At 38.4% G+C, this 26139-nt stretch carries 23 protein-coding genes; 9 read left to right on the top strand and 14 right to left on the bottom strand.

What is annotated here, in order from left to right:
- The first annotated feature begins 26 nt into the window (after positions 1 to 26).
- The gene (locus DCS32_RS10875; RefSeq protein ID WP_108878282.1) at positions 27 to 1100 is read left to right on the top strand and encodes a DUF1611 domain-containing protein; all 1074 of its coding nucleotides are present in this window, start codon (positions 27 to 29) and stop codon (positions 1098 to 1100) included.
- A 3-nt stretch (positions 1101 to 1103) separates the two neighbouring features.
- Entirely contained in the window at positions 1104 to 2165 is a 1062-nt protein-coding gene (locus tag DCS32_RS10870) for a mandelate racemase/muconate lactonizing enzyme family protein (protein ID WP_108878281.1), read from the top strand.
- Between the two features lie 171 nt (positions 2166 to 2336).
- On the opposite strand, the gene DCS32_RS10865 is transcribed toward DCS32_RS10870, so the two are convergent.
- The 5 genes from DCS32_RS10865 to lon form a co-directional block, all read right to left on the bottom strand.
- Positions 2337 to 2948, bottom strand: coding sequence for a hypothetical protein (locus tag DCS32_RS10865; RefSeq protein WP_239057520.1), 612 nt, complete (start codon positions 2946 to 2948; stop codon positions 2337 to 2339).
- On the bottom strand, positions 2932 to 3321 hold the full coding sequence (locus tag DCS32_RS10860) for a DUF4345 domain-containing protein (protein WP_108878280.1): 390 nt from the start codon (positions 3319 to 3321) through the stop codon (positions 2932 to 2934). The genes DCS32_RS10865 and DCS32_RS10860 overlap by 17 nt, the downstream gene beginning before the upstream one ends.
- Before the next feature lie 6 nt (positions 3322 to 3327).
- A complete protein-coding gene (gene cmk, locus DCS32_RS10855; protein ID WP_108878279.1) occupies positions 3328 to 4023 on the bottom strand; it encodes a (d)CMP kinase in 696 nt (231 codons plus the stop codon).
- Positions 4024 to 4272: 249 nt separating this feature from the next.
- A complete protein-coding gene (gene porQ / locus DCS32_RS10850; RefSeq protein ID WP_108878278.1) occupies positions 4273 to 5289 on the bottom strand; it encodes a type IX secretion system protein PorQ in 1017 nt (338 codons plus the stop codon).
- 157 nt (positions 5290 to 5446) lie between these two features.
- Positions 5447 to 7900, bottom strand: a complete 2454-nt coding sequence (lon, locus tag DCS32_RS10845) for an endopeptidase La (protein WP_108878277.1) — start codon at positions 7898 to 7900, stop codon at positions 5447 to 5449.
- 383 nt (positions 7901 to 8283) lie between these two features.
- On the opposite strand from lon, the gene DCS32_RS10840 reads away from it, so the two are divergent.
- From DCS32_RS10840 to DCS32_RS10825, 4 genes are read left to right on the top strand one after another with little or no spacing between them, the layout of a single operon-like run.
- Complete coding sequence (locus DCS32_RS10840; protein ID WP_410492548.1) at positions 8284 to 8793, top strand: RNA polymerase sigma factor; 510 nt, start codon at positions 8284 to 8286, stop codon at positions 8791 to 8793.
- On the top strand, positions 8762 to 9322 hold the full coding sequence (locus DCS32_RS10835) for a hypothetical protein (RefSeq protein ID WP_108878276.1): 561 nt from the start codon (positions 8762 to 8764) through the stop codon (positions 9320 to 9322). Before DCS32_RS10840 ends, DCS32_RS10835 begins: the two co-directional genes overlap by 32 nt.
- Before the next feature lie 19 nt (positions 9323 to 9341).
- Positions 9342 to 10430, top strand: coding sequence for a hypothetical protein (locus DCS32_RS10830; protein ID WP_108878275.1), 1089 nt, complete (start codon positions 9342 to 9344; stop codon positions 10428 to 10430).
- A gap of 22 nt (positions 10431 to 10452) precedes the next feature.
- On the top strand, positions 10453 to 11178 hold the full coding sequence (locus DCS32_RS10825; RefSeq protein WP_108878274.1) for a head GIN domain-containing protein: 726 nt from the start codon (positions 10453 to 10455) through the stop codon (positions 11176 to 11178).
- Between the two features lie 82 nt (positions 11179 to 11260).
- Here DCS32_RS10825 and DCS32_RS10820 read toward each other — a convergent pair whose 3' ends face one another.
- From DCS32_RS10820 to DCS32_RS10780, 9 genes are all read right to left on the bottom strand, one after another.
- A complete protein-coding gene (locus DCS32_RS10820; RefSeq protein WP_162533635.1) occupies positions 11261 to 12097 on the bottom strand; it encodes a GIN domain-containing protein in 837 nt (278 codons plus the stop codon).
- 97 nt (positions 12098 to 12194) lie between these two features.
- A complete protein-coding gene (locus tag DCS32_RS10815) occupies positions 12195 to 13253 on the bottom strand; it encodes a hypothetical protein (RefSeq protein ID WP_162533634.1) in 1059 nt (352 codons plus the stop codon).
- A 66-nt stretch (positions 13254 to 13319) separates the two neighbouring features.
- A complete protein-coding gene (gene mscL, locus DCS32_RS10810; protein WP_108878271.1) occupies positions 13320 to 13754 on the bottom strand; it encodes a large-conductance mechanosensitive channel protein MscL in 435 nt (144 codons plus the stop codon).
- Between the two features lie 112 nt (positions 13755 to 13866).
- A complete protein-coding gene (locus DCS32_RS10805) occupies positions 13867 to 15183 on the bottom strand; it encodes an MFS transporter (RefSeq protein WP_108878270.1) in 1317 nt (438 codons plus the stop codon).
- Positions 15184 to 15247: 64 nt separating this feature from the next.
- Entirely contained in the window at positions 15248 to 16069 is an 822-nt protein-coding gene (locus DCS32_RS10800; RefSeq protein ID WP_204161773.1) for a M48 family metallopeptidase, read from the bottom strand.
- A gap of 39 nt (positions 16070 to 16108) precedes the next feature.
- A complete protein-coding gene (locus DCS32_RS10795) occupies positions 16109 to 18511 on the bottom strand; it encodes a glycoside hydrolase family 31 protein (protein WP_108878268.1) in 2403 nt (800 codons plus the stop codon).
- A gap of 310 nt (positions 18512 to 18821) precedes the next feature.
- Entirely contained in the window at positions 18822 to 20735 is a 1914-nt protein-coding gene (gene glgB, locus DCS32_RS10790) for a 1,4-alpha-glucan branching protein GlgB (RefSeq protein ID WP_108878267.1), read from the bottom strand.
- Positions 20735 to 22006, bottom strand: a complete 1272-nt coding sequence (locus DCS32_RS10785) for a glucose-1-phosphate adenylyltransferase (RefSeq protein WP_041295587.1) — start codon at positions 22004 to 22006, stop codon at positions 20735 to 20737. The genes glgB and DCS32_RS10785 overlap by 1 nt, the downstream gene beginning before the upstream one ends.
- Positions 22007 to 22031: 25 nt before the next feature.
- On the bottom strand, positions 22032 to 23459 hold the full coding sequence (locus DCS32_RS10780) for a glycogen synthase (protein WP_108878266.1): 1428 nt from the start codon (positions 23457 to 23459) through the stop codon (positions 22032 to 22034).
- Positions 23460 to 23757: 298 nt separating this feature from the next.
- On the opposite strand from DCS32_RS10780, the gene msrB (DCS32_RS10775) reads away from it, so the two are divergent.
- The 3 genes from msrB (DCS32_RS10775) (at position 23758) to lpdA (ending at position 26136) form a co-directional block, all read left to right on the top strand.
- Positions 23758 to 24237, top strand: a complete 480-nt coding sequence (msrB, locus tag DCS32_RS10775; RefSeq protein ID WP_108878265.1) for a peptide-methionine (R)-S-oxide reductase MsrB — start codon at positions 23758 to 23760, stop codon at positions 24235 to 24237.
- 1 nt (position 24238) lies between these two features.
- Positions 24239 to 24628 (top strand): peptide-methionine (R)-S-oxide reductase MsrB, encoded by a 390-nt coding sequence (gene msrB, locus DCS32_RS10770; protein WP_108878264.1) that lies wholly within the window; start codon positions 24239 to 24241, stop codon positions 24626 to 24628.
- 131 nt (positions 24629 to 24759) lie between these two features.
- Positions 24760 to 26136 carry a dihydrolipoyl dehydrogenase gene (gene lpdA / locus DCS32_RS10765; RefSeq protein ID WP_108878263.1) on the top strand — a complete coding sequence of 459 codons (1377 nt, stop codon included), beginning with the start codon at positions 24760 to 24762 and terminating at the stop codon, positions 26134 to 26136.
- Positions 26137 to 26139 lie beyond the last annotated feature (3 nt).

The raw sequence follows: 26139 nt of genomic DNA, 5'->3' as shown, positions 1-26139 counted from the left end.
CATACCTGTTTACTCAGGACACTTATATGAAAAAATCAATAGACGGAAATGCTCTTGTATACTGTCAAGGCGCTTTTAACACTCCAAACGGAAAAACAGCTCACGGCCTAGTGCGCTTTACAGAACGTTATAATGTCGTGGGAATTATAGATAGTACGTATACTGGCAAAGATGCTGGCGAAGTGCTGGACGGGAAACCTAATGGAATACTAATTTTTGAAAACATCGAGACTGCTATTTCATCATTACAAGGCGGAAAAAAATTTCCAAAATCACTTGTGATCGGTCTTGCGCCAGATGGTGGGCGTCTTCCTGAGGAAGCAAGAGCAACTATTGCAACAGCGATTAAACAAAGCTGGAATATCGATAGTGGTTTGCATGATTTCCTTACTAATGATCAGCATCTTGTAGCGCTTAGTAAAGAGCACAATATCCAAATACGTGACGTGCGTAAAACTCCAGATCGCGACACCCTTCATTTTTTCTCTGGCGAAATAGAAAAAGTGAATTGTCTTAAGATTGCTGTTTTAGGTACAGATAGCGCTATTGGTAAGCGCACGACCTCATGGTTAATTGTGCACGGACTGCGCAATAGCGGTAAAAAAGCGGAGATGATTGGTACAGGTCAAACTGCATGGATGCAAGGAGCAAAATACAGCATGGTGATGGATAGCTGCATTAACGACTTTGTGTCTGGAGAGATAGAGCACGCAGTAGTAAGTGCATACCATAATGAACAACCTGATGTAATCGTAATAGAAGGTCAAGGAAGTCTTATGAACCCAGCATACCCTGGAGGTTTTGAAATCCTTGCAGCTGGAAGACCAGACTATGTAATCTTACAACACGCTCCTACACGTCTAGAATATGATGGATTCCCTGGCTATAAATTGCACTCATTACAAGAACAAATTAAGGCCATCGAGGTAATCTCTGGAAAAAAAGTTATTGCAGTTACGGTAAATCACGAGAATATGACACTAGAACAAATTGAACCAGCTTGTAAAGCGATTACAGAAGAAACAGGCCTTCCTGCTTTTGATGTACTTGCTCATGGCGCAGAAGGCTTAATAAAGGTTCTTGAAAAACACATTAAATAATCAATGAAAATCACAAACGTTAGTTACGAGCGACTAGAACTTACACTCACTGCACCCTATACGATTGCTTATGAGACTGTATCGCAGGCAACTAATTTTATTCTCAAGATAGAAACAGATAGTAACATCATAGGCTTAGGTTGCGCTGCTCCAGATCTTGAGGTTACTAAGGAAACTGGTGATGATGTAGCTAGAGCGCTAGACCTTGTCATTATTCCATATCTTAAAGATAAAAATGCACTCAACTATGCGCGCATTCTTGATGAGTTAAAGCCACTGCTCAGTGTTATCTCCTCTGCGCTAGCGATGGTGGATATGGCGTTACTAGACATTGCTTCAAAAAAGATGGATGTGCCGCTTTATCAATTTTTGGGCGGTTATCGTGATAGTATTGCAACGAGTATTACCATAGGTATTTTAAGTATAGAAGAGACTTTGAAGCAAGCTCAAGAATATGTATACCAAGGATTTACAATTATTAAGCTCAAAGGAGGATTATCGCTGGAGGAGGATGTAGAAAAAATACACCGCTTGCGCGAAAATCATCCAAACCTCACGCTACGCTTTGATGGCAACCAAGGTTACACCGTAGCACAAGCTGTACAATTTGTTGAAAAAACCAGAACAGCACGCATAGAAATACTAGAACAACCAACCCTAGTCGCAGACGAAGAAAAACTAGGAGAAGTAACGAGAAAAGTTCACATTCCAGTAATGGCAGACGAGAGTTTAAAGTCACTGAAAGACGCTTTTAGACTTGCTCAAAACAGCCGTATGAATATGGTCAATATCAAGATTCAAAAGGTAGGTGGTATTATGGAAGCGATGCATATCAACTCTGTAGCAAGAGCTGCAGGATTAGAGGCTATGATAGGCTGTATAGATGAGTGCAGACTTGGCATCTCCTCAGGATTACACTTTGCGCTTTCTCGTCCTAATACCGTATATGCAGACCTTGATGGACATCTAGATTTTGAGAATGATCCTTTTAAAGGGCTCTTTAGCCTAGAGAAAGGAATCTTAAGACCTAATGGAAAAGCTGGCTTGGGATTGAGTGATTTTTAAGGAATAAATTTAACTGTAAAAACAAACGTCTATTGTGATTCATTCTTATCACGGTAGACGTTTTTATTATTTTGAAGTTTACAAACAAGCAGCAACTTATCAATCATTTAAACAATCATAGTATTGATAATTCGGATTGTCTCTTAATTGCTGTTTATAATTTGGCTACTATTATTCTTCAACAACTTCAATTAATCCAGAATTTTCAAACATAAACCCAAAATCCACATTACTTTCAATACTATTAATTTCATCAATTATTTTAAGTAGTAAAATTTTTGTGTCGTCAATTTTTTTTGAATCATCAACGTTGATACTTATCCATTTTCTTTCTGCAGCTGAAGGATAATTATTATCACCATTAAAATTTAGCAAGTGATTACGCAATACCGAGTTAAGACTATCTATTGGATAGTCTAGATCATTATTTACAGTAATACTATCTGTATTAATATAAACTACTTCTTTCATTTTATAATGAAATATATCACCGCAAGATTGTAGTGGTTGTATTTTGAAGATTTTACTATTAGTTTCTAGCTTAAAAAGCGCATAATTTTTTTCGCAATCAATCTCTTCTAAAATTTTAGTTATTTCCCTAAAGTTCGCTAATGTGTCGATATCATACTCAATAAATCCATTCGCCAGATTTCTAATTGTAAGAAAATTTTGTTGTTCTTTCTTTAATGGGATTTTGCTCTTATTATTACCGCAACTAGTTGTAAAATACATTAAAACAGAAACAACAATTACACTTCTAAATTCTTTAAAAATTTTCATCATAAAACCTAAGATTCCATAAACCCCACCACATCATGACAGCTTCGGCTATCATTCCTGCACCGTATTGTGGTGACCAGCCGTCTAGAATGGCGCTGACTAACCTACCTCCTGCGAGACCACCCATAAATAGTACGTTTACTATGGTTGCAGATTTCCAGTGATTTTCCTTAATAACACCATATATCCAATAACCGCCAAAGGCGATGTAGATCCCCATGATTGCTCTAAAGATATTCTTGAGCTCTAAGTTTTGAACTTCGAAGCCAAAAATATAAGGGAGTATAACACTGGGATGCGCTCCATAAACAAATGACATGGCTATCACAATACATGCAGATAGCGCTAGTTGTAAATTTTTAGGAAGCCTAGACATTATCGATTAAACGAGACGTTTTGCAATACGATCTTTTGCCAGTTGTAAGATAGTATGAAACTGATCTTCAATATTAGTTTCTGTATTGTCTATCTCAATAGCATCGGCTGCTTTTACGAGTGGAGAATCTTCACGAGTAGTATCTATGTGATCTCGCTCTACTACGTTAGAGAGTACAGCTTCATAACTCACTTTATCACCTCTTTCTACAAGCTCATTGTAACGACGCTTTGCACGTTCTTCTGCACTAGCGGTCATAAATATTTTAAGCTCGGCTTTAGGAAATACTACGGTACCTATATCACGGCCATCCATCACTATTCCTTTTTCTTCCCCCATGCGTTGCTGCTGCTCTACGAGTTTGGCGCGCACTTCTGAGATGGTAGCTATAGGACTCACAAAGGAAGAAACTTCTAGGGTTCTTATGTACTTCTCAACATTCTTCCCGTTAAGACAAACCTCTGCTTTTCCAGAAGCGGTTTCTCTTGTAAATGAAATCTCGATATCATCAAGCCTTTTTACTAACGTTTCTTTATCAAAAAAACCATCAGAGATAAGGCTATTTTCCATTGCATATAAGGTGACTGCGCGATACATCGCACCCGTATCTACATAAATGTATTCTAGCCAGTCTGCAAGTTGTTTGGCTACGGTACTTTTTCCTGTGGATGAATATCCGTCTATAGCAATGGTAATTTTCAAGGGTATGTGTTTTACACAAAAATAGGAAAACCTATGATAGTGCCTACTAAATAGATTTAAAGAATATCTCCTTATTAAAATGAGCATACTACTTCCATCAATTGCAAAAAGACAGCTTCTTGACTCCCTAGCCCCGATTGCAATGAAAATCCCGCAGTGTAGCGATAGCGCAACGAGGAATTGTAATGAAAAGCGGGAAACCACCTTGCAAATACACCTAAAATGTGCTGCTCCTAAAACTGAAAAGAATTATTGTAAATCGATACCTAGACCAAAGAAACTGCTTGCCGCAGCGCTGTTATATCGAGCATATGCATAATTGAAACGCATCTTGTTAATCTTAATCCCAAAGCCTGCACTGATACCTGCAAAACTACGCTGATTGATTATACGCAGCTCCTCACTCCTACGGAAGTTATAGCCCAGTCGCACGTTAAATCCACCTTTAGGAAACAACTCTACACCCACAATCGCGTGACGTATTACGTTATCGAGAATTCCTATTTTTTCTGTGGTGGTATTTCCGTCAAGATCTGTAGTACCTCTAGCTTCATTCTCAAAGGCGATATTCCATAATTGAAGGTTTTCTAGCGTCACGTGCCAGCGTATAGGGACATTAGGCAAAATCTGAGAAATACCAGCGTCTATCTCTAGCGGAAGCTTCTCAAAAGTATCTACATAAGGTGTAAATTGGGTTCCTATATTACGTACCACTAATGCTGCGTTGAGATCCCAATCTTCATAATTATAAGTAAGCCCAAGATCTATCGCTCCTCCCGCCGATGAATACTCGGCTAGTGTAGAGGTGATTAATTTTACATTTGCCCCCACGTGAAAATCTGTGTACGGAATATTAAGTGCATAGCCTAGTGAAAGCGACGCCTCACTACCGCCAAATTCTCCAGTCGAGTTCCCATTCTCATCTCTTCCATCAAAGGTTCCGTAATTTACATAAGTGATTCCCGCATGCAAGACCTGTGTGCGTCTATCCCATAAATAGGCATAAGACGCCGTCCCATAATTGATATCTGCCAGGTAGTTTACATAATTTATAGAAAGTTGATTATCCATCCTATAGTTAATATTGGCTGGATTATAGAGCGCAGAGTCTGGGTCGTAGTCGTAGTTTGTAATGATTTTACCTCCTAAAGCAGCTTGCCTAGGTGATGACATTAAGTTGAGAAACTGATAGGTAGCACGTCCCCCTAACTGACCAAAGGCCGTTAGTGAACACGCAAACAAGAATAAAAAGAGACTCTTTTTCATTAATCAGTACTGCATCATGATACTTAACGATTGCAATGATAGTATATTTTGAGAGGGATGGGAAATAATTAGAACTATAGGATAAAGAAAAAGGGAAACTCTTGTTGAGTTTCCCTTGTATAATTTTACGCTTTCGCCAAAATTTGATAAACTAACCTTAAGCTAGTGTTTTAGCATTTTTTACTTTTTGCTTAGTAAGTGCTAGTTCTAGCACTTCGCTCATGTCACTCACATAGTGGAATGTTAAGCCTTTTAAGTAGTCTTGCTTGATCTCTTCTATGTCGCGACGGTTTTGCTCACATAAGAGTATTTCCTTAATTTTAGCACGCTTGGCAGCAAGAATCTTTTCTTTAATTCCTCCTACTGGTAGTACCTTTCCTCTTAGGGTAATCTCACCCGTCATCGCTAGATTTTTCTTCACTTTACGTTGTGTAAATAAAGAAACTAGAGATGTAAGCATGGTAATACCTGCACTAGGACCATCTTTAGGAGTTGCTCCTTCTGGTACGTGTATGTGTACATTATACTTATCAAATATAGTTGGGTCAAGACCTAATATTTCTGCATTTGCTTTAATGTACTCCATGGCTATGGTAGCACTCTCCTTCATCACTTTACCTAGGTTCCCTGTGATAGATAGTGTTCCTTTACCTTTTGATAAAGCAGATTCTATAAATAAGATATCTCCTCCTACTCGTGTCCATGCAAGACCCGTAACAACTCCGGCAACGTCGTTATTCTCATACTTGTTACGTTCCATCTTTGGAGAGCCTAGTATCTCGATAACATCTTCATTAGATATTTTTACATTATACTCCTCTTCCATCGCGAGGTTTTTTGCCCCGTAACGCACCATTTTTGCAACTTGTTTTTCTAGTCCACGCACTCCAGATTCTCTTGTATACCCTTCTACAATTTTTTCTAGTTGTGGCTTTGCTATTTTAAGCTGGTCATCTGTCATACCATGCTCTTTAAGCTGCTTTGGTAATAAGTGACGCTTTGCAATCTCTGTCTTCTCCTCTATCGTGTATCCAGTAACGTTTATAATCTCCATACGATCTAGCAGCGCTGGCTGTATGGTATTTAAACTATTTGAAGTTGCGATAAACATTACTTTAGAAAGGTCGTAACCCATCTCAAGGAAGTTATCGTGAAACTCACTATTCTGCTCTGGATCTAGCACTTCTAATAATGCAGAAGACGGGTCTCCCTGACTTCCTGTACTTAATTTATCTATCTCATCAAGTACAAAAACTGGATTACTAGTTCCTGCCTTGCGCAAGCTCTGGATAATACGTCCAGGCATTGCTCCTATGTATGTTTTTCTATGCCCGCGTATCTCAGATTCGTCACGCATTCCGCCTAGACTTACTCGTACATACTCACGACCTAACGCTTCTGCTACAGATTTACCTAGTGAAGTTTTTCCAACTCCTGGAGGTCCGTATAAACATAGAATAGGCGACTTCATGTCGTTACGTAATTTCAATACCGCTAGGTATTCTATAATACGCTTCTTCACATCATCAAGACCGTAATGATCGCGGTCTAGAATCTTCATGGCACGTTTTAAATCAAATTTATCTTTAGAAAACTCATTCCAAGGAAGGTCTAAAAACAAATCAAGGTAATTGCGCTGTATGCTATACTCAGCTACCTGAGGATTCATGCGTTGCATTTTTGAAAGCTCCTTATTAAAGTGCTTCTCTACTTTTGCATCCCACTTCTTTTTCTTTGCACGTACACGCATTTCTTCTAGATCATCCTCAGAGCTAGCTCCACCCAGTTCTTCTTGGATAGTCTTCATCTGCTGGTGTAAGAAATACTCACGCTGCTGCTGGCTCATGTCATTTTGAACCTTGTTCTGAATATCATTTTTGAGCTCCAACTTCTGGCGCTCCATATCCATAAACTTGAGCGTTTCTAGCGCGCGTTTATGTAAGTCATCTATATTGAGTAGCTCTTGCTTCTCTGCAACAGAGAGGTTCATGTTTGAACTCACAAAGTTGATTAGGAAAGAGTCGCTCTGGATATTCTTAATTGCAAATGAAGCCTCCGAAGGGATATTTGGCGAGTCTTGAATAATCTTAAGCGATAATTCCTTTATAGAATCGATTACTGCTTTAAAACCTTGATCACCCACCTCTGGACGTACTTCTACATACTCCTTAATCGTAGCCTTCATGTAAGGCTCTACCTGTGTTACTTGATCTACCTCAAAGCGTTTTTTACCTTGAATGATAACCGTTACGTTACCATCTGGCATTTTAAGAACACGTAAAATACGTGCTACTACACCTACTTTATGAATGTCATCTTCACCTGGGTTTTCTACCTCTTCATCTTTTTGAGCAACTACTCCTACTACTTTCCCACCTTTATTTGCCTCATCTATAAGCTTTATAGAAGTATCTCTTCCTGCCGAAATAGGAATGACTACTCCTGGAAAAAGCACGGTGTTGCGCAAAGGTAAAATAGGCAAGCTCTCTGGAAGCTCCTCGTTATTAATTGCCTCCTCGTCTTCTGGAGTCATTAAGGGGATTAATTCTGCATCTCCATCTATCTCTTGCAGTGACAATCTGTCTAATGTTGTAAATTTTGGTTTTGCCATATATAATGTGTGCCACAATGTCGTGTACTGCTACCCGCCTTGTGGATGTGTAACTATTAGTATTCTCTTTAAATCTAGTGAGTTTAGCCTATCATAAGATAATGGATACCCTCTCTGTACGCTTTAATTCAATTGTTGTGCCAAGGGAGTATTTTGCTTTCGCGAAAATTTGAAGAACCAACACAAATACGCGTTCTTTATCTATGAAGTAAATACCTCCTTACCATCAACAGATTCAAAATAATGTTGTCAAATTTTCACGAAAGTGTAACAAAGAAATAAAACACGCATCTTTACTATAGAATGAACCAAAAGTGAATTTTACCAACCATCAAATAACCGAATTAATAACACTGTGCCAGCAAGGTAATCAGGGTGCTCAAATGGAGGTGTATAACCGCTACTATAAAGCGATGTACAATACTTCGTTACGCATTGTGAAACACGAAGCAGAGGCAGAAGATATTATGCAAGAGTCCTTCTTAAGTGCTTTTACAAAGCTGGATAGTTATAAGGGTGAGGCATCTTTTGGGAGTTGGTTAAAACGTATTGTGGTAAATAATAGCCTTAATGCTTATAACAAAGGAAAGAAACTAGATGAAACACCACTAGAAAATCATTTATATAAGATAGAAGATGATGCAGAAGGTGTGAGTGAGGTAGACCTCACTAGTGTGAGAGCACAAGAAGTAGTAAAAGCTATGAGTATGCTTAAAGATAATTATAGACAATCATTGTCATTACATCTTATAGAAGGCTACGACTACGAGGAAATGAGTGAGATTATGAATGTAAGCTATGCAAACTGTAGAACGATGGTGTCAAGAGCAAAAGATAGCTTACGAAAACTATTAAATAACAATGAAAAAGGAACCTATAGATCAAGTATTTAAACGTCTGGAAGGACGTCTCGATACAGCTGCACCTAGTGCAGATCACAAAGCTAATTTTCTAGCAAAACTACAGGCGCAAGCTACTCCAGAAGTAGCTAAAAAAGAAACTAAAACCATACAGTGGATGCGACCACTGTTTATTGCAGCGAGTGTTATTCTTATTGCAGGATTAATGCTCACACAGTTTATCAATACGCCCAGTGCTAAAGAACTTGCAGATGTTTCTCCAGAGATGGAAAACACGCAAGATTTCTTTACAAAAACCATAGAACGTGAACTCTTTGATATTAAAGAGAACATGAATCCTGAGAACCAAGCCATGGTAATGGATGCCATAAAACAACTTGAAATCTTAGAGAAAGATTATGACAGTTTAAAGAAAGACCTTTCTGAAAGTGGAGAAGATAAGCGTGTGATCTACGCAATGATAGACAACTTCCAGAATAGAATTGACCTCCTAAAGCACGTAGTAGAACAAATGGATGCCATCAAAGAATTAAACGCTATTGAAAAAGCCGTAACGCTCTAGTTACCTAAATAATAATCTTATGAAAAAGAAAATAACGCAACTCTTACTTATAGCGCTCATAATCCCTTCTATGGTGATGGCCGCAACTGTAGACCCTCAGGGAAAATACACTAAGGAAAAGAGAATCAAAAATGAATATACTGTAAATCCTGATGTAAAACTGGTGATTGACAATAGCTACGGAAATGTCAATATGGTGAGCTGGAATGAAAACAGAATCGTCATTGAAGTTCTAGTAAAAACTAATGGTAACGACGAGGAGCGTGTAAAAGAAAAACTAAACGAAATAGATGTCAATTTTGAAGGGTCAAGTAGCTATGTGAGCGCAAAAACAAACTTCGAAAAAAGCAGCAGTAGATCATGGTGGAACAGCTGGAAAAACAGTAATGTAAATATGGAAATCAACTATACTATTAAACTTCCAGCAACTAGTATGATAGATGTAAGCAATGATTATGGAGGTATTAACATAGACCGCTTAGAGGGTAATGCAAAAATAAATTGTGACTATGGGAAAATCACGATAGGCGAACTGCTAGCAGAAAATAACTACCTCAACTTTGACTACACTAAGAATAGCACCATCGGCTATATGAAGAGCGGACGTATTAACGCTGATTATTCAAGCTTTTTCTTAGAAAGAGGAGGTGATATTGAGCTTAATGCAGATTATAGTAAGTCTGAATTTGGACGTATAGATAATCTAAACTATAACTGTGACTACGGATCTGTAGTCACGGGAGACACTAAAGACATTATAGGTCGAGGAGATTACATCTCTACCAAGATTGGTGTGGTTCACGGTGATCTTAACATCAATGCAGATTATGGAAGCATACGTATAGAGGAGCTAGCGAGCGATGCTGGAGACGTATCTATACAAAGTGACTACACCGGTATTAAAGTGGGTTATAATCCTCAATACAACTTTACGTTTGCTATAAAGTTGGAATATGCTGGATTAAGCGGTAAAGAGGATCTTACTTTTAATAAGGAGCGCATAGAATCTTCAGACAAATACTACGAAGGATATAGAGGAAACTCTAATACTAATAATCATGTGAACATCAACTCAGAATACGGTGGTGTCACTTTATTTAAAAACTAACAATCATCAAAAAACAACAATCATGAAAAAATTAATCACACTCAGTATTATTCTTTTAGCAAGTACACAAATCCATGCGCAATGGTGGGGAAAAGGAGTAAAAGGTAATGGTCAAGTAGAAACAGAAACACGCAACGTAGGAGAATATGATGAGATTAGCATCGCTGGATTCTTTGACGTAACGCTAGTGGCCGGAGAGGAAGGAGAAATCACATTACAAGGAGAAAGCAACCTACTAGATTATGTTGAAACGGAAGTAAGCGGCGATAGACTCACCATCAAAGTTCAAAACAAGCAAAATCTAAAGACGAGCTATGGAAAGGATATTAAAATCAAAATTCCTTTTAGAGACTTAGATCGAGTGTCATTATCAGGCTCTGGAGAGATCATGAGTGATGATGTGATAAAAGCAAATACTTTTGAGGTTTCTGTCTCTGGTTCTGGTGATGTTGCGCTTATTGTAGAAGCAAATCGTACCGAGAGCAGAGTTACAGGATCTGGTGATCTTATTCTTAAAGGTTATACAAAAGACCACACTGTTAAGGTTACTGGCTCTGGTGATATAGAAGCGGGACGTTTTAAAGCAGAAACGGTAGATGCTCAAGTTACAGGTTCTGGTGACATACGCGTAGCTTGTGAAAGAAGCATTAAAGCCCGTGTAACTGGTTCTGGTGATATAGAATATGTGGGAAACCCAACAAAACAAGATACTAAGGTGTCTGGTTCTGGAGATATTACTAGAGGATAATCCTCAAAAACTCTTCTTTATAACCATAAAAAATGCCCTCATGTGAGGGCATTTTTTATTATTGACTTACACCTTGTGATTTTTACTCCTTCTTTAAGATTTTTGAAGTTCCTGTAAAACGTTCTATCGTTAGTTTAGGTTCGCCATACACATGAAGTTGCGCTTTATCTGCAAGATCTACAACAATCTCCTGATCTGCAGTTACAATAGTTGTCGAATTTCCTGCTCCAACTACGTTGATCACATCTGCATTAAATGTTTGAGCTTTGCACTCAGCATTGTCTTTTAAATCCAGCGTTACGGTCTGAGCATTTCCTATTAATTCTAGGTCTGATCTTTCAGATGCAGAGAGCGTGAATTTTTTTGTATTGATATCCGCTTTCGCGAAAGCGTTATCTGTAACATTCATGGTCAAATCATCTCCCATATAATCCATCTCAATTTTTGAATTTGAATTTGCAGTTATGGTAGCTTGTGTTGCTTTTACCTCTCCTTCAAACTGACTGTCATCTAGAAAACTTCCTCTAAAGAATTCTGATTTGAGAACAGATTGTGCTTTTACCTTACTCTTTGCATCTAAGCTCACAGAATTGAGCGTAACAAAACGCACCGTAATATTAAGACGTTTTGCACTTCTGATATCTTTTCTCGCAGAAACTAGCAATACACTATCACGCACATCAAAGCTTATCAATTCAATAAGGTTATCATCCATCTCAAGATCATAACTTGGTTGAGAATCTGCAATAAGTGTTACTTCTAGACCATCGGTTACTTTTATATCTGTAAATGGACGTAATACCTCCGATACATCTTTCACATTTCTACTCCCTTTTACTCGCTCTCTTTGAGCGCTTACAGCCGTAGTCACAAACATAAGCACAGCAATAGCTATACTTTTCATATATAGTTTTTTCATAGAATTAAATGTACAATAAATGAGCCATCCTTTTATAATTGGCATAAAAAAAGCATCTGGTTACAGATGCTCTTTTAAAATATGTCGTTTATGGATATTAATAGACAATATTAATCACTCCGCCTGCTGTTAGTACTTCTTCGTTATCTGGATTTGTAAATGTTCCAGAAAAAGTTCCTACGATTGTAGTATCATCGTTTGCAGTAATATTATTTACAAATGGGGTCGTTGCTTCTATAGATGCTGTGTGCACAACACCTCCTACTGTTAGAGTCGTATTTTGCATCACATTATCTCCTGTTTGTTGTAATACGATATCAAAGGTAAACGTATCCCCTGTATCTATATCAGTTGCAATCACGCTCAGTAAAGATCCGCTTATGGAAACAGTAGCTGTATTAAAGTTTGTAAATACATCTCCTATGGTTACTTGCACCGGTCCATCTTGCTCTGGTGGAGAGCAATCTCCTAGATCTAGTACGATAGCATTAAGACTTCCGTCTGCATCTCCACAAGCAGCTATTTGCGTCTGTAAAGCCATTGAGTAGTCTGCACAAGCCGCAGTATATGCATCTTCATCAAGAGGGTCTACAGCATTAAATATTTCTCTAGCTTCTGATGTAGCTACCTGTGCTGCAGCACAATCACCACCACAATTCAATGCGTCAATGGTAGCCTGTATATTTCCGCTTGCATCACCACAAGCTTCTATTTGAGCTTCTAAAGCGGCGCTATAAGCAAGGCATAATTGTTCTTCGTTATCACTAGAAGCATTATTTAAAGCTCCCAAGGCTGCATTTGCATTAATCTCCGCTTGAAAACAAGGATCTGGCGTAGAGCAGTCTCCTAGGCTTGTAAGAGTAGCTTGTAATGTTCCAGATGCATCACCACAAAGTTGAATTGTTGCTTGAATTGCAGTTGCATATGCACCACAAGCTTGTGAGTAATTTGCCTCCGTTGCACTACTAAAAGCTGCCTGTGCTGCTACGAAAGTATCAAAAGCTAATTGGCAAGTTTCACTATCTGGATCTGGCTCACTTGGATCAGAACCGTCACCTGTTACGCTAAAGACGCCTTCGAGTGGTTCATCATCACAAGAGACAACCGTCACTGCAACCATCATTATAAATAAAAATAAAACGTGTAGTTTTTTCATTGTAGTAGGAATTTCTAAATCTGAAACACAAACATAATCAATTTATTGCACTGTTTTGCTCTTAGACTATGAGTCCTTGCGAGCCTTTAACAGGTTGTTCTGCTCTTGCATAAGATGCTCAATGTTTGCAAGGAGCTCAATATTTTTTGGAGTTTTTTCTTCTGTATTTTTAGGATCTTCTGCTTTATCCTTAAATCTATTAATCCCTTTAATAACAACAAAAATGGTAATTGCAATCACTAGGAAGTCTATTGAAACTTCAATAAGTTCTCCATAACCTATTGCTATTTCCTTTTCTTCACCTTCGGCGGCGCGCAAAAGGTACTTTCTATCTGCAAGATTAATACCATCTGTGAGTAGTGATAACGGTGGCATCACGACTTTTTTTACAATAGTATTTACCACATTATTAAAAGCAGTACCTATAATAATACCTACTGCCATGTCGATCATATTACCTTTGATCGCAAAATTTTTAAATTCTTGAATAAATCCAGCCATAACTATCTCTTATATGCCGTAGCAACTTAATTATTGAATAATAAACTTTAGAAAGCCCTCTCTTATGATAAGGTTGGGAATTGGGGTATTTACGCTTTCGCGAAAGCGTAACCTACGTGATTACCGTTCTGTCTTTAGGCACACGAAGTAATAACACGACACCAGCTGCAAAAAATAAAATTAAAAATACAATCGAGTAGCGCATGCTACCCGTAAGCTCCTCTATGAAACCATATAAAAACATACCGATGATGATTCCTATTTTCTCAGCTACATCATAAAAGCTGAAGTATGAAGTAGTGTCCTCTGTTTCTGGTAAAAACTTAGCATATGTAGATCGTGATAGCGACTGAATTCCTCCCATTACTAAACCTACAAATGCTGCAGTAATGTAAAATTGACCAGGAGTATAAACGAAATAAGCCCAAGCACAGATAAAAATCCACACAATATTTATTATAATAAGCGCCTTAAGATTCCCTATTCTCGCCGATAGTTTTGAGGTCAAGTAAGCTCCAGCAACTGCGACTAGTTGAATTAATAAAATACTACCTATAAGTCCTGTGGTGCGCTCGCTGTCGCTTCCCCATTCTAGTTCTTGCTCTCCAAAGTATGCTGCTGCAAGCATTACCGTTTGCACTGCCATACTATATACAAAGAATGCTATAAGATATTTCTTGAGTCGTAGCTGTGACTGCATGGATCTCCAGATAGCTCTCAACTCATTAAAACCATTTAAGAGCACAGCTCCAGTAAGTTTACCATCTGCCTTATTACCCTTAGGAAGATACCTATACGTGTACTGGCTAAAACCTATCCACCATACTCCAGTGAGCACAAAAGAAAGCCTCGTAGGAAAACCTTCATCTTCAAAGCCAAAAATCTCATACCCCAGAATCATAAATAAACACCAACCCAATAGTATTACACTCCCTATATATCCCCAAGAATATCCTTTGGCACTTATGGCATCATGCTGCTCCGGGAAGGCAATGTCTGGCAAATATGAATTGTAAAAAACTAAACTCCCCCAGAAACCTATAAGTCCTAAAGCATAAAGTAGTAAACTCAAATAAATATGCTCTAAGCTAAACCAGTAAAGTCCTATGGTCGCCAGCGCTCCCATGTAACAGAAAAACTTAAGAAAGTATTTTTTATTACCTAGATAATCTGCCACTCCAGATAGAATGGGGGAAATAATGGCAACGACTAAAAAAGCCACAGCAGTAGTGTAAAATATAAGCGGACTGCGACGTAACATCATCCCAAAAACTTCAATCTCTTCTATGCCGGCTCCTCTAAAAAGAGCACCGTAAAACAATGGAAAAATAGCAGATGCAATGACAAGACTGTAAGTGGAGTTTGCCCAATCATAAAACGCCCATGCATTTAATAATTTTTTGTCACCTTTTTTGAGTTGTTCTTTCATAGTACTAAAATAGAAAAGCTGTGCGATTGCACAGCTTTTCTTACTATATATTTCGTGTAAAGTTCTATTTAAAAGAAGTCACTCCAAATTTTGCAGCTTCTGCTCTTGCCATTGGCGCTTTGGCAGTAAGATTTGCAATACGACTATCTGAAGATGGGTGCGTACTTAAGATTTGTGGTGGTGCTTGACCTCCGCTTGCAGCTTTCATGCGTTTCCATAACTCTGCAGCTTCGTCTGGATTGTATCCTGCTATTGCTGCAATTACGATTCCTATTTCGTCTGCTTGTGTCTCATGGCTACGTGAGAAAGGGAGCATTCCTCCTACTTGTGTACCTATACCATAGAGTTGCATAATTTGTTGTTGCTTTGCTTGATCTTGACCTCCTACTGCAATAGCAGTGGCAACGCCACCATATTGTTGTAATTGCGCAGCACTCATACGTTGTGCTCCGTGATCTGCAAGTGCGTGAGCAAGCTCATGCCCCATTACCATGGCAAGTCCAGTTTCAGATTGAGTAATTGGTAAAATTCCAGTGTACACTACAATCTTCCCTCCTGGCATACACCAAGCGTTTACTGCTTCATCTTTAACTAGATTGTACTCCCAGCGGTAATCTTGTAAGTATCCAGGCTCTCCTAGTGCTGTAAGGTAACGCTCTGCTGCCACGGCTATTTTTTCACCTACGCGCTTTACCATATTAGCATCTGCCGTTCCACTAATCACATTATTTTCCGATAGGAATGCGTCATACTGTTGGAATGCCATTGGAAATAACTGATCGTTACTTACAAAGTTAAGAGTCTTTTTCCCTGTAAATGGGCTCGTCTTACATGCACATACCAAAAGTACGGTCATGATAAGAACAAATGTATTTTTAAGTTTCATAATGATGGTTTTAAATCAGAATATAAAAATACGCAAATGTTAAATACCGCTCAGATGAAGCTCCGTGAAATCTTTGTTAATGATTAAAGCACATGTTATCGGGTCAAACTGCACATCTTCTAGAGTTACTTTCTGATTGTCTAATTCTATATCCTTAATTTCAAAAGGAAGTCCAATCAAGTGAATTCTGAATGTATCGTACGTAGTAATAAAATCACCGCGTTTATGTTGTTGTATAATCCAGTCTTTCTCACGACCTACCATCTTAAAAGTACGGTAACTATAACGATCTTTCTTGTAATCATATCCATCTTGAGCATCTTCATACAATTTGGAAGCATTTTTACCTAAACCATAATACACTTCAAGCTCTACCTGCTCAATGGTAAGTTCGCCTACATACTGCTGTAATGGATATTTAGGAAGGATGGTTCCCTCTTTTACAAACAATGGCATCTCATCGATATCTGCATCTACCCATTGCTCTTTACCTCCTTGTACAATTTGCTTAGTCCAGTAGTTGTACCATTGTCCTCTAGGAACGTACATGCGACGTCCTTTAGCATTAGGTTCAAGTACTGGACATACTAGAATATGATGTCCAAAGATAAACTCATCTGTACGGTAATGCGTTTGCGCATCATCTTGATCAAAATAAACAAGCGGCTTTAATAATGGCGTACCCTTCTTGATATACTCATAAAACATAGTATATAAATAAGGTAATAATCTATAACGCAAGTTGATAAACTTACGAGCAATATCTGTCACACCTTCGTCAAAAGTCCACGGCTCTTGATCTCCATGGTGACCAGAAGAGTGCGTACGGCAGAAAGGGTGAAATACTCCTAGCTGTATCCATCTTGCATAAAGTTCTCCCGTAGGTTGCTCTGCAAACCCACCAATATCTGTACCCGTAAAACTCATCCCAGAAATACACATACGTTGCACTTGGATATTTGCTACCCATAAATGCTCCCAGCTAGCTACGTTATCACCCGTCCATGAACTTGTGTAACGCTGCGCACCAGAATATGCAGACCTTGTGATAACAAACGGTCGCTTAGGATATGCAAATTTCTTTACACCTTCATAGGTTGCGCGAGCCATTTGAGTACCATAAATATTATGTGCTTTTAAGTGACTACAAGGATGCCCATCATAATTATGACGCACATCTGGAGGAAATGTTTTTCCTGGGACCTCCATTACTGCAGGCTCATTCATATCATTCCACACTCCTTTTACACCTACATCTTGTATAAGCTCTTTAAATAATCCTGCCCACCAGTCACGCACTTTAGGGTTTGTATAATCTGGAAAATTACATTCTCCCGGCCACACTTTACCTTTCATAGCAGGACCATCTGCGCGCTTACAGAAGTAGTCATTTTCTACTCCTTCATTATAAACCCAATAATCCTTATCAATTTTAATCCCTGGATCTATAATAACAATGGTTTTAAAACCATCATCTGCCAGTTCCTTTACCATTCGTTTAGGATCAGGAAAATGATCTTTATTCCAAGTAAAACATCTCCAGCCATCCATGTAATCAATGTCTAGATAAATCCCATCACAAGGTATTTTGAGTTCGCGAAATTTACTTGCAATCTCCTTTACATTACTTTCTGGAAAGTAACTCCATTTACACTGGTGATATCCCAGCGCCCATAATGGCGGAAGCTCAGGAACACCTGTAAGATTCGTATAACTTGCTACAACCTCAGACATATCTGGACCATAGATAAAGTAGTAATTCATCTCACCTCCTTGTGCCCAGAAGCTTGTAACTCCCATACGCTCATGAGCAAAATCAAAATACGTTTTAAACGTATTGTCAAAAAACACACCGTACGCCTTCTTTTGATGTAGCCCTATGTAAAAAGGAACTGCTTTATATATCGGATCTTGATCCTTTGCAAATGCATATTGATCTGTAGCCCAGTTATGCACTCGCTTACCTCGTAAGTTAGAATGCATAGGCTTATCACCTAGCCCATAATAAGACTCGGCATGCTGTGCTTTTTTACTCATTTTTACAATATTCCCTCCATACTGGAAGCTCTCCTCGTAATGAAAACCTAATTCGTCTTCATTAATGAGATTACCTTCTGTATCATAAATACTGGTCTGTAAACTCTCTTTCTCAATACGTATATGGAGCTTTGCGGTATTGACATGGTAATATTTATCATCATCTGTAAGTTCCAGATGATTGTAGCCACGAGGTGCATCTTCATCTATCGCATAAGAAAAGTCTGGCTCAAAAACCCCACCTGTTGCAAAGCGAAAACGTATCACACTATCTCGCAATACAGTAAGTTCTAAAATTACCTCGTTTGAAGTAGTAAAATATAATATGTCTGTCTCTTGCTTGACATCCACCACGTTTTTAGGAAATTGATTCCCTTTTTGCTCTAATTCTGTATTTACAATCATAGTAATTGTTATTTCCTTTCAAATAAACACTATATCGTGTAAAAATGAAGTTAATTCGTAATTAGTTATTAACGCTAACGTTTTCGTAAGCTCAGAAAAGGTATTAATATCACCTTTAGAGCATTTGGAACGCACAATCATGTTTTTTTTTGCCAGATGTTCATCCCGCTTTCCATTACAATTCCTCATCGCGACTTTGTCTACTCTTGCGGGATTTTCATTGCAATCGGGGTTATAGAGTCCCGCAAGTGTGCACTTATATAAGCCTAATTATTCTATCAGTTTCCCGAATTGAAATGTAGTATGCCCACTACTTTTTCAGCTCAAAAATCACTCCCGCCAAAGGCCCTATTTTCACCTCTGCCGAATGGTCTTTCCCATTCCAAGAGGTTTCGGTAACATCGAGTTTTTTGTTGTGATAATCACCTGTTCCAGCATACTTGCTTGCGTCGCTGTTATATATTTCGCGTAAGCTTCCTTTAAAAGGTAACCCTATGCGATATTGAGACTGCGGTGTAGGTGTCATATTAAATACACATACTACTACGCTACTCGCATCTTTTCCTCTTCTAATGTAACTTAGTATGGCATTTGTATTATCATCATGTGCAATCCATTCAAATCCTTCTGGTTCAAACTGCTTCTCGTACAAAGCAGGTGTCGATGTATACAGGCCATTAATATCTTTAAAAGCACTTAGTGCTGCTTTGTGAATATCATATTCAAGCACGTACCAATCTAGCTGATCTTGAAAATTCCACTCTGTACCTTGACCAAATTCGCTTCCCATAAAGAGTAACTTACTTCCAGGATGCGTATACATATACGTATACAAAAGCCTGAGATTTGCAAAGCGTTGCCACTCATCTCCAGGCATTCTACCTATAATAGATTTTTTACCATAGACCACCTCATCATGAGATAATGGCAGCATAAAGTTTTCTGTAAAACCATAGGTCATTGAGAAGCTTATCTCATTGTGGTGATGATTTCTATAGATAGTATCTCTCTTGAAATAAGCAAGTGTATCATGCATCCATCCCATCATCCACTTTTGACCAAAACCTAGACCACCAGAAAATACTGGCCTACTCACTGCTGGAAAATTAGTAGACTCCTCTGCAATGGCTTGAACGTCTGGAAAACTAGCATACACCTCTGCATTAAGTTCCTTTAGAAACGAAATTACGGCGAGGTTTTCTCTTCCTCCTTGATCATTAGGTTCCCACTCGCCTTCTTCCCTACTATAATCGAGATATAGCATAGAAGCAACCGCATCTACTCTCAAGCCATCTACATGATATTGCTCTAACCAGAATAACGCATTACTAATCAAGAAGCTTCTCACTTCATTACGTTCGTAATTAAAAATAAGTGATTTCCAGTCGGGATGCCATCCTTTTTTTCTGTCTGGATGTTCATAGCATGCTGTTCCATCAAAGTTACCAAGACCGTGCGCATCTTCTGGAAAATGTGAAGGTACCCAGTCTAAAATCACGCCAATATCATTTTGATGTAACGCGTCTATCAAAGTCATTAACTCCTCAGGATATCCAAAACGAGAGGTAGGCGCAAAATATCCTGTGATTTGATATCCCCAACTTGGATCATAAGGATGCTCCATTACCGGCATAAACTCCACATGTGTAAAGTTTAATTCCTTAACATAAGCCACGAGTTCGCTGGCTAGTTCTGTATAGCTAAGGCTGCGGTTTCCTTCATCTTGCTTTCTTCTCCAGCTCGCAAGATGCATTTCATACACAGAATACGGCGCATTAAGACTGTTGTGCTTGTGGCGTTTTTTCATCCATGCTGCATCCTTCCACTTGTGATTTGTTTTATATACTACAGAAGCTGTTTGAGGTGGATGCTCTGCTCGTCTCGCGTACGGATCTGCCTTTTCTGTGACAACGTCGTTGTGATTGGAATGAATTTTATATTTGTATACCTCGCCATGAGTTACATTCGGGATAAAACCTTCCCAAATTCCGCTTCCATCCCATCGTACGTTGAGAATATGCTCTTGGTCATTCCAGTAGTTGAAATCACCTATTACAGATACTCGTTTTGCACTTGGTGCCCATACAGAGAAATAAGTTCCATCTACACCATCTACAGTTATGGGGTGACTACCCATTTTATCATGAAGACGATAGTGTTTTCCTCCCTTAAAAAGGTCAATGTCAAATGCTGTAAATAAGCTATGTGCTATTACTTCTGCCATTAAATAGTAGTTCCTGACACTATAGTAGCTCCATTCTTTACAACCACGATGCCATCTCGCACTACATAAGTATCTGTTTCTACATCGTCTAGATGCTTTCCTCCAGTAATACGAACATCGTCTCCTATTTTTGCATTTTTATCTATAATACAGTTGGTTATAAAACAGCGATCTCCTATACCTACGTGTGGGATGCCTTTATCACGAGCCGCATTAATCTCTTCAAGATCTAAGAAGCGATTGCTCCCCATTACATAGCAGTTTTCTATAACCGTTCCTTTACCTATACGTGATCGTATTCCTATCACAGAATTTGCAATACGACTACCGTGTATGATACTCCCTTCTGCTACTATAGATTTCTCAAGTGTTGTTCCTGAAATCTTTGTAGGTGGCAATACACGTGGTCTTGTAAGTATAGTTTGCCCTTTATTAAATAAATTAAACTTAGGCATATCTGACGTCAGGTCAATATTTGCCTCAAAAAATGAATCAATATTTCCTATGTCTGTCCAGTACCCTTCATAGGCATAACTAAGTACTTTATGATTCTCAATAGATTGCGGAATAATTTCTTTTCCAAAATCCATGGTATCCGTCCCCTCTAGGAGATTAATCAATAAATCTTTATTAAAAATATAAATCCCCATAGATGCTAGGTAATGTTTACCCTCGCTCTTCATCGCTGGTGAAACTTCAGATTCCCATTCTGGAAGAAGTTCGGCGGCTGGTTTTTCTATAAAAGAGTCAATCATATTATCCTCTTTTGTTTTAAGTATACCAAAAGACGTAGCATCTTTTGCATTTACAGGCAGTGATGCAATACTTATCTCTGCTCCCGAAGCTTTGTGAGCATCTAGCATTTCATTAAAATCCATCTGATACAATTGATCTCCAGAGAGTATCATAATATAATCAGACTCATAACCTTTAAAGTGGTGTAAGCACTGTCTTACAGCATCTGCAGTACCTTGAAACCAACCTTTATTTTCTGGAGTTTGCTCTGCAGCAAGAATATCTACAAAAGCGTCAGAAAAATATGAAAATTGGTAGGTATGCTTAATATGCTTGTTAAGTGAAGCCGAGTTAAACTGAGTTAACACGAACATCCTTTTAATATTTGAATTCAAACAATTTGAAATAGGAATATCTACCAGTCTATATTTACCTGCAATAGGAACAGCGGGTTTTGATCGTTGTGCTGTGAGTGGATATAATCTTGAGCCTTGACCTCCTCCTAATATAATCGCTAGTACTTCCTTATTCATTATTTATTGCTTTTAGAGTTTGGTAATTTTATTTTTTGATATTCACTTTTTTTGGTATCATTTCTTTGTATAATGAGGCGTAAGTACCGGCTGCATTTTCCCAGCTATGGTCTATCTCCATCATTTGTTTTTGATTTGCACTAAAGGCTTTCTTATCCTTATAAAAAAGAGAAGCGCGCTCTATACTGTATACAACGTCCCATACAGAAGTTTGATCATGACAAATACCATTACCGCCATCACCTATGTCTACTACTGTATCTTTTAAACCTCCCGTACGGCGTACAATTGGCATACAACCATATCTCAAGCTATACAATTGATTTAAACCACAAGGCTCCACTCTACTAGGCATTAAAAGAAAATCTGCTCCAGCATATACTTGGTGTGACATTCTTTCTTCGTAACCTATATGAGCATTATATCGTCCTTTAAAGTTGGTTTTAAGTTCTTCTAGTTGGCGCTCCACTTCTGGCGAGCCGCTTCCTAATAAAATAATATTGATATCGTGCTTTTTTAAAGCAGTATCGATAATCTCTGGTAGTAAATCTGCTCCTTTCTCCCAAACAAGTCTTCCTATAAACCCGAAGAGTGGTTTTGAAGCGTCTAGTCCAAATTCTTCACAAATAGCCTTTTTATTAGCCTCGCGGCCTTTAGCTCTCGTTCTTGTTGTAAAATTTTTAATTAGGTAATCATCTGTAGCAGGATTCCATGTTTCGGCATCAATACCATTTAGAATCCCTACGCACTTTGATTTCTCATCTCGAAGTAAACCTTCTAGTCCGTTTGCTTTTTCTTGTAATTCTACCATATATGATGGAGACACTGTATTCACGCGCCATGCGCATTTTATAGCAGCAGCAAGTGGGTTTATCTCTCCATACCAATCTAGTAGTCCTAGATCGCTTTCGCGAAAGCGTGGTAACATCCCTACCATTTCATGAGAAAAATTACCTTGATACTGTGCATTGTGAATAGAAAGCAACGTAGGCACTTTCATAAGGCTATCAAATTCTAGGCAATGCTGCATCATAAAGGGTATAAATCCAGTATGATGGTCATGGCAATGTATAATATCTAGTTTTCTCTTTAAACTGAGCACCCATTGCAACACTACTCGCTGAAAAGCGACAAAGCGCAAAGGATCATCATCATATCCATACACGTTTTTCCTATCTGTGAGTTCTGTAATTCTTACTACAAACAATGGAAAACCAAGCTCATTATCTACATCTATAACTTCGCTAAAATAAGTTTTACCCTCTATTACTAGGTTATAAAAAAACACGATAGAACCAGTTGCACGCTCCACCCAGCTATTCTTATAATATGGCATAATAACTGCCGCTGTATGACCTATGCGATTTTGATATTTAGGAAGAGCACCTACCACATCTGCTAGCCCGCCCACTTTTGCGACAGGATAACACTCGGCACTTACATGAAGAATATTCATAGTTTCAGGTAATTAGATAATATCTTAAATGTAACGGTTATTAAGAGTACGACTCTTTATGAGCTATTAAATATAGGTTAAATCATAAATAACTAAGCATGATTTATTCACATTTATAAGATACAAAATCAAGTGATATCATAATTTTTTAATAATACCATAACAATACATGATGAACAGAAGTCTATTTTATCCCAATAAATGCAAACTGATAATTGCATATGATATGTCATTTTCACAATGCTTTAACGACCAAGTCTACAGTAATGAATTAACTTTACTTAAAAAGGAAATAGTTATGAGAAGAATAATAGGAGTAGTTGCTTTATTGAGCATTTTTGCTAGTTGCAAAGGGTCTGCTCAAGAGAGCAAAAAAGAAAGTTTTGAGATTACAAAAACAGATGCCGAGTGGAAAGCTCAACTCACAGAAGAGCAATATTATGTGTTGCGTTTAGAAGGTACAGAGCGACCTAATTCTAGCCCGCTCAATAATGTAAAAGAAGCAGGAACTTTTCACTGTGCTGCTTGTGATACGCCACTTTTTAAGACAAAAGATAAATTTGACAGTGGTACTGGATGGCCTAGTTTTGACAAAGGTATAGAAGGCAATATAGCCTATAGCTCTGATCGTAAACTTGGTTATACTAGAACCGAAGAGCACTGTGCTACTTGTGGTGGACATCTAGGACACGTTTTTAACGACGGCCCTAAAAAAACTACTGGAAAGAGACATTGTATTAACGGAGACGCACTTGTATTTGTGCCAGATTCAAAATAATATGAGCTACCCAATAGAAAAAACGGAGGCTGAGTGGCTCAAGGAGCTAGGCCCAGATCGTTACCGCATACTTAGAGAAAAAGGAACAGAACGTCCATTTACTGGAACCTATAATCTACACAATGAAGAAGGCGCTTACCATTGCGGCGCTTGTGATCAAAAGCTTTTTGAAAGCGCGTCAAAATTTGACAGTGGTTGTGGGTGGCCTAGTTTTGACAAGTCCATACCGGGAACGGTGGAGTATGTACGTGACAAAACGCTAGGGATGATAAGAACAGAAATTCTTTGTTCTAATTGTGGATCACACTTAGGACATGTTTTTGACGATGGCCCTACCGCAAGCGGACAACGATACTGTGTAAATTCGCTCAGTATAGACTTTGAAAAATAAGAATCACGCTTTCGCGAAAGCGTAAAAACACCAATAAAAACCGAAGCAAACACTTCGGTTTTTCTGTTTTATATATGACGGGATAATCCGTATTTTTGAACTACAATAATTAGACTTAAAAAAATCTAGATATGAGCAAATATGATGTAATCGTTTTAGGAAGTGGTCCAGGCGGATATGTAACAGCAATACGCGCAAGCCAGTTAGGCTTAAAAACTGCGGTTATTGAAAAAGAAAGCCTAGGAGGTGTGTGTTTGAACTGGGGTTGTATCCCTACAAAAGCCCTTCTTAAAAGTGCTCAAGTATTTGAATACTTAAATCACGCAGAAGACTATGGTCTTAAAGCAACAGGAGTAGAAAAAGACTTTACTGCAGTTGTAAAGCGTAGCCGTGGTGTTGCTGAAGGAATGAGCAAAGGTGTTCAATTCCTAATGAAGAAAAATAAAATAGACGTTATAAACGGCTACGGAAAAATCAAGCCTGGTAAAAAGGTAGAGGTAGACGGTAAAGAATATAGCGCAAACCATATTATTATTGCAACGGGTGCTCGCTCACGTGAGCTACCTAATCTTAAGCAAGACGGTGAGACAGTAATAGGATACCGTAAAGCGATGACACTTGAAAAGCAACCTAAATCTATGATTGTAGTAGGATCTGGAGCAATAGGTGTTGAGTTTGCTAGTTTTTATAACACAATGGGTACAGATGTAACTATTGTAGAGTACTTACCAAACGTTGTCCCTGTAGAGGATGAAGATGTATCAAAGCAATTTGAGCGTTCTATGAAGAAGGCTGGAATTAAGGTAATGACAAACTCTTCTGTAGAAAAGGTAGAAAAAACAAAAACTGGTGTAAAAGCTACGGTAAAAACTAAAAAAGGAGAAGAAATCCTTGAAGCAGATATCGTACTAAGTGCAGTAGGAATCAAAACTAATATTGAAAACATAGGCCTTGAGGATGTAGGTATCGTTACAGATAAAGATAAAATTATCGTTAATGATTTTTACCAAACTAACATGCCAGGTTACTATGCAATAGGAGATGTAACTCCTGGTCCTGCACTTGCTCACGTAGCATCTGCAGAAGGAATTACTTGTGTAGAGAAAATTGCGGGTATGAACGTAGAAAAAATAGACTACGGCAACATCCCTGGATGTACCTATGCAACTCCAGAGATTGCATCTGTAGGAATGACAGAAAAGCAAGCAAAAGAAGCTGGATATGAATTAAAAGTGGGTAAATTCCCTTTTTCTGCATCTGGTAAAGCAAGTGCTTCTGGAGCAAAAGATGGTTTTGTAAAAGTAATCTTTGATGCAAAATACGGTGAGTGGCTAGGTTGTCACATGATAGGTGCAGGAGTTACAGATATGATTGCAGAAGCAGTTCTAGGACGTAAACTAGAAACTACAGGTCACGAAGTATTAAAAACCATCCACCCACACCCTACAATGAGTGAGGCTGTAATGGAAGCAGTGGCAGATGCTTATGGAGAAGTAATTCACTTATAAGAG

The organism is Dokdonia sp. Dokd-P16 (genome assembly GCF_003095655.1).
Lineage (GTDB): Bacteria > Bacteroidota > Bacteroidia > Flavobacteriales > Flavobacteriaceae > Dokdonia.
The sequence above is the reverse complement of the archived record's forward strand: the minus strand, read 5'-3'. Positions and strand labels throughout refer to the sequence as shown.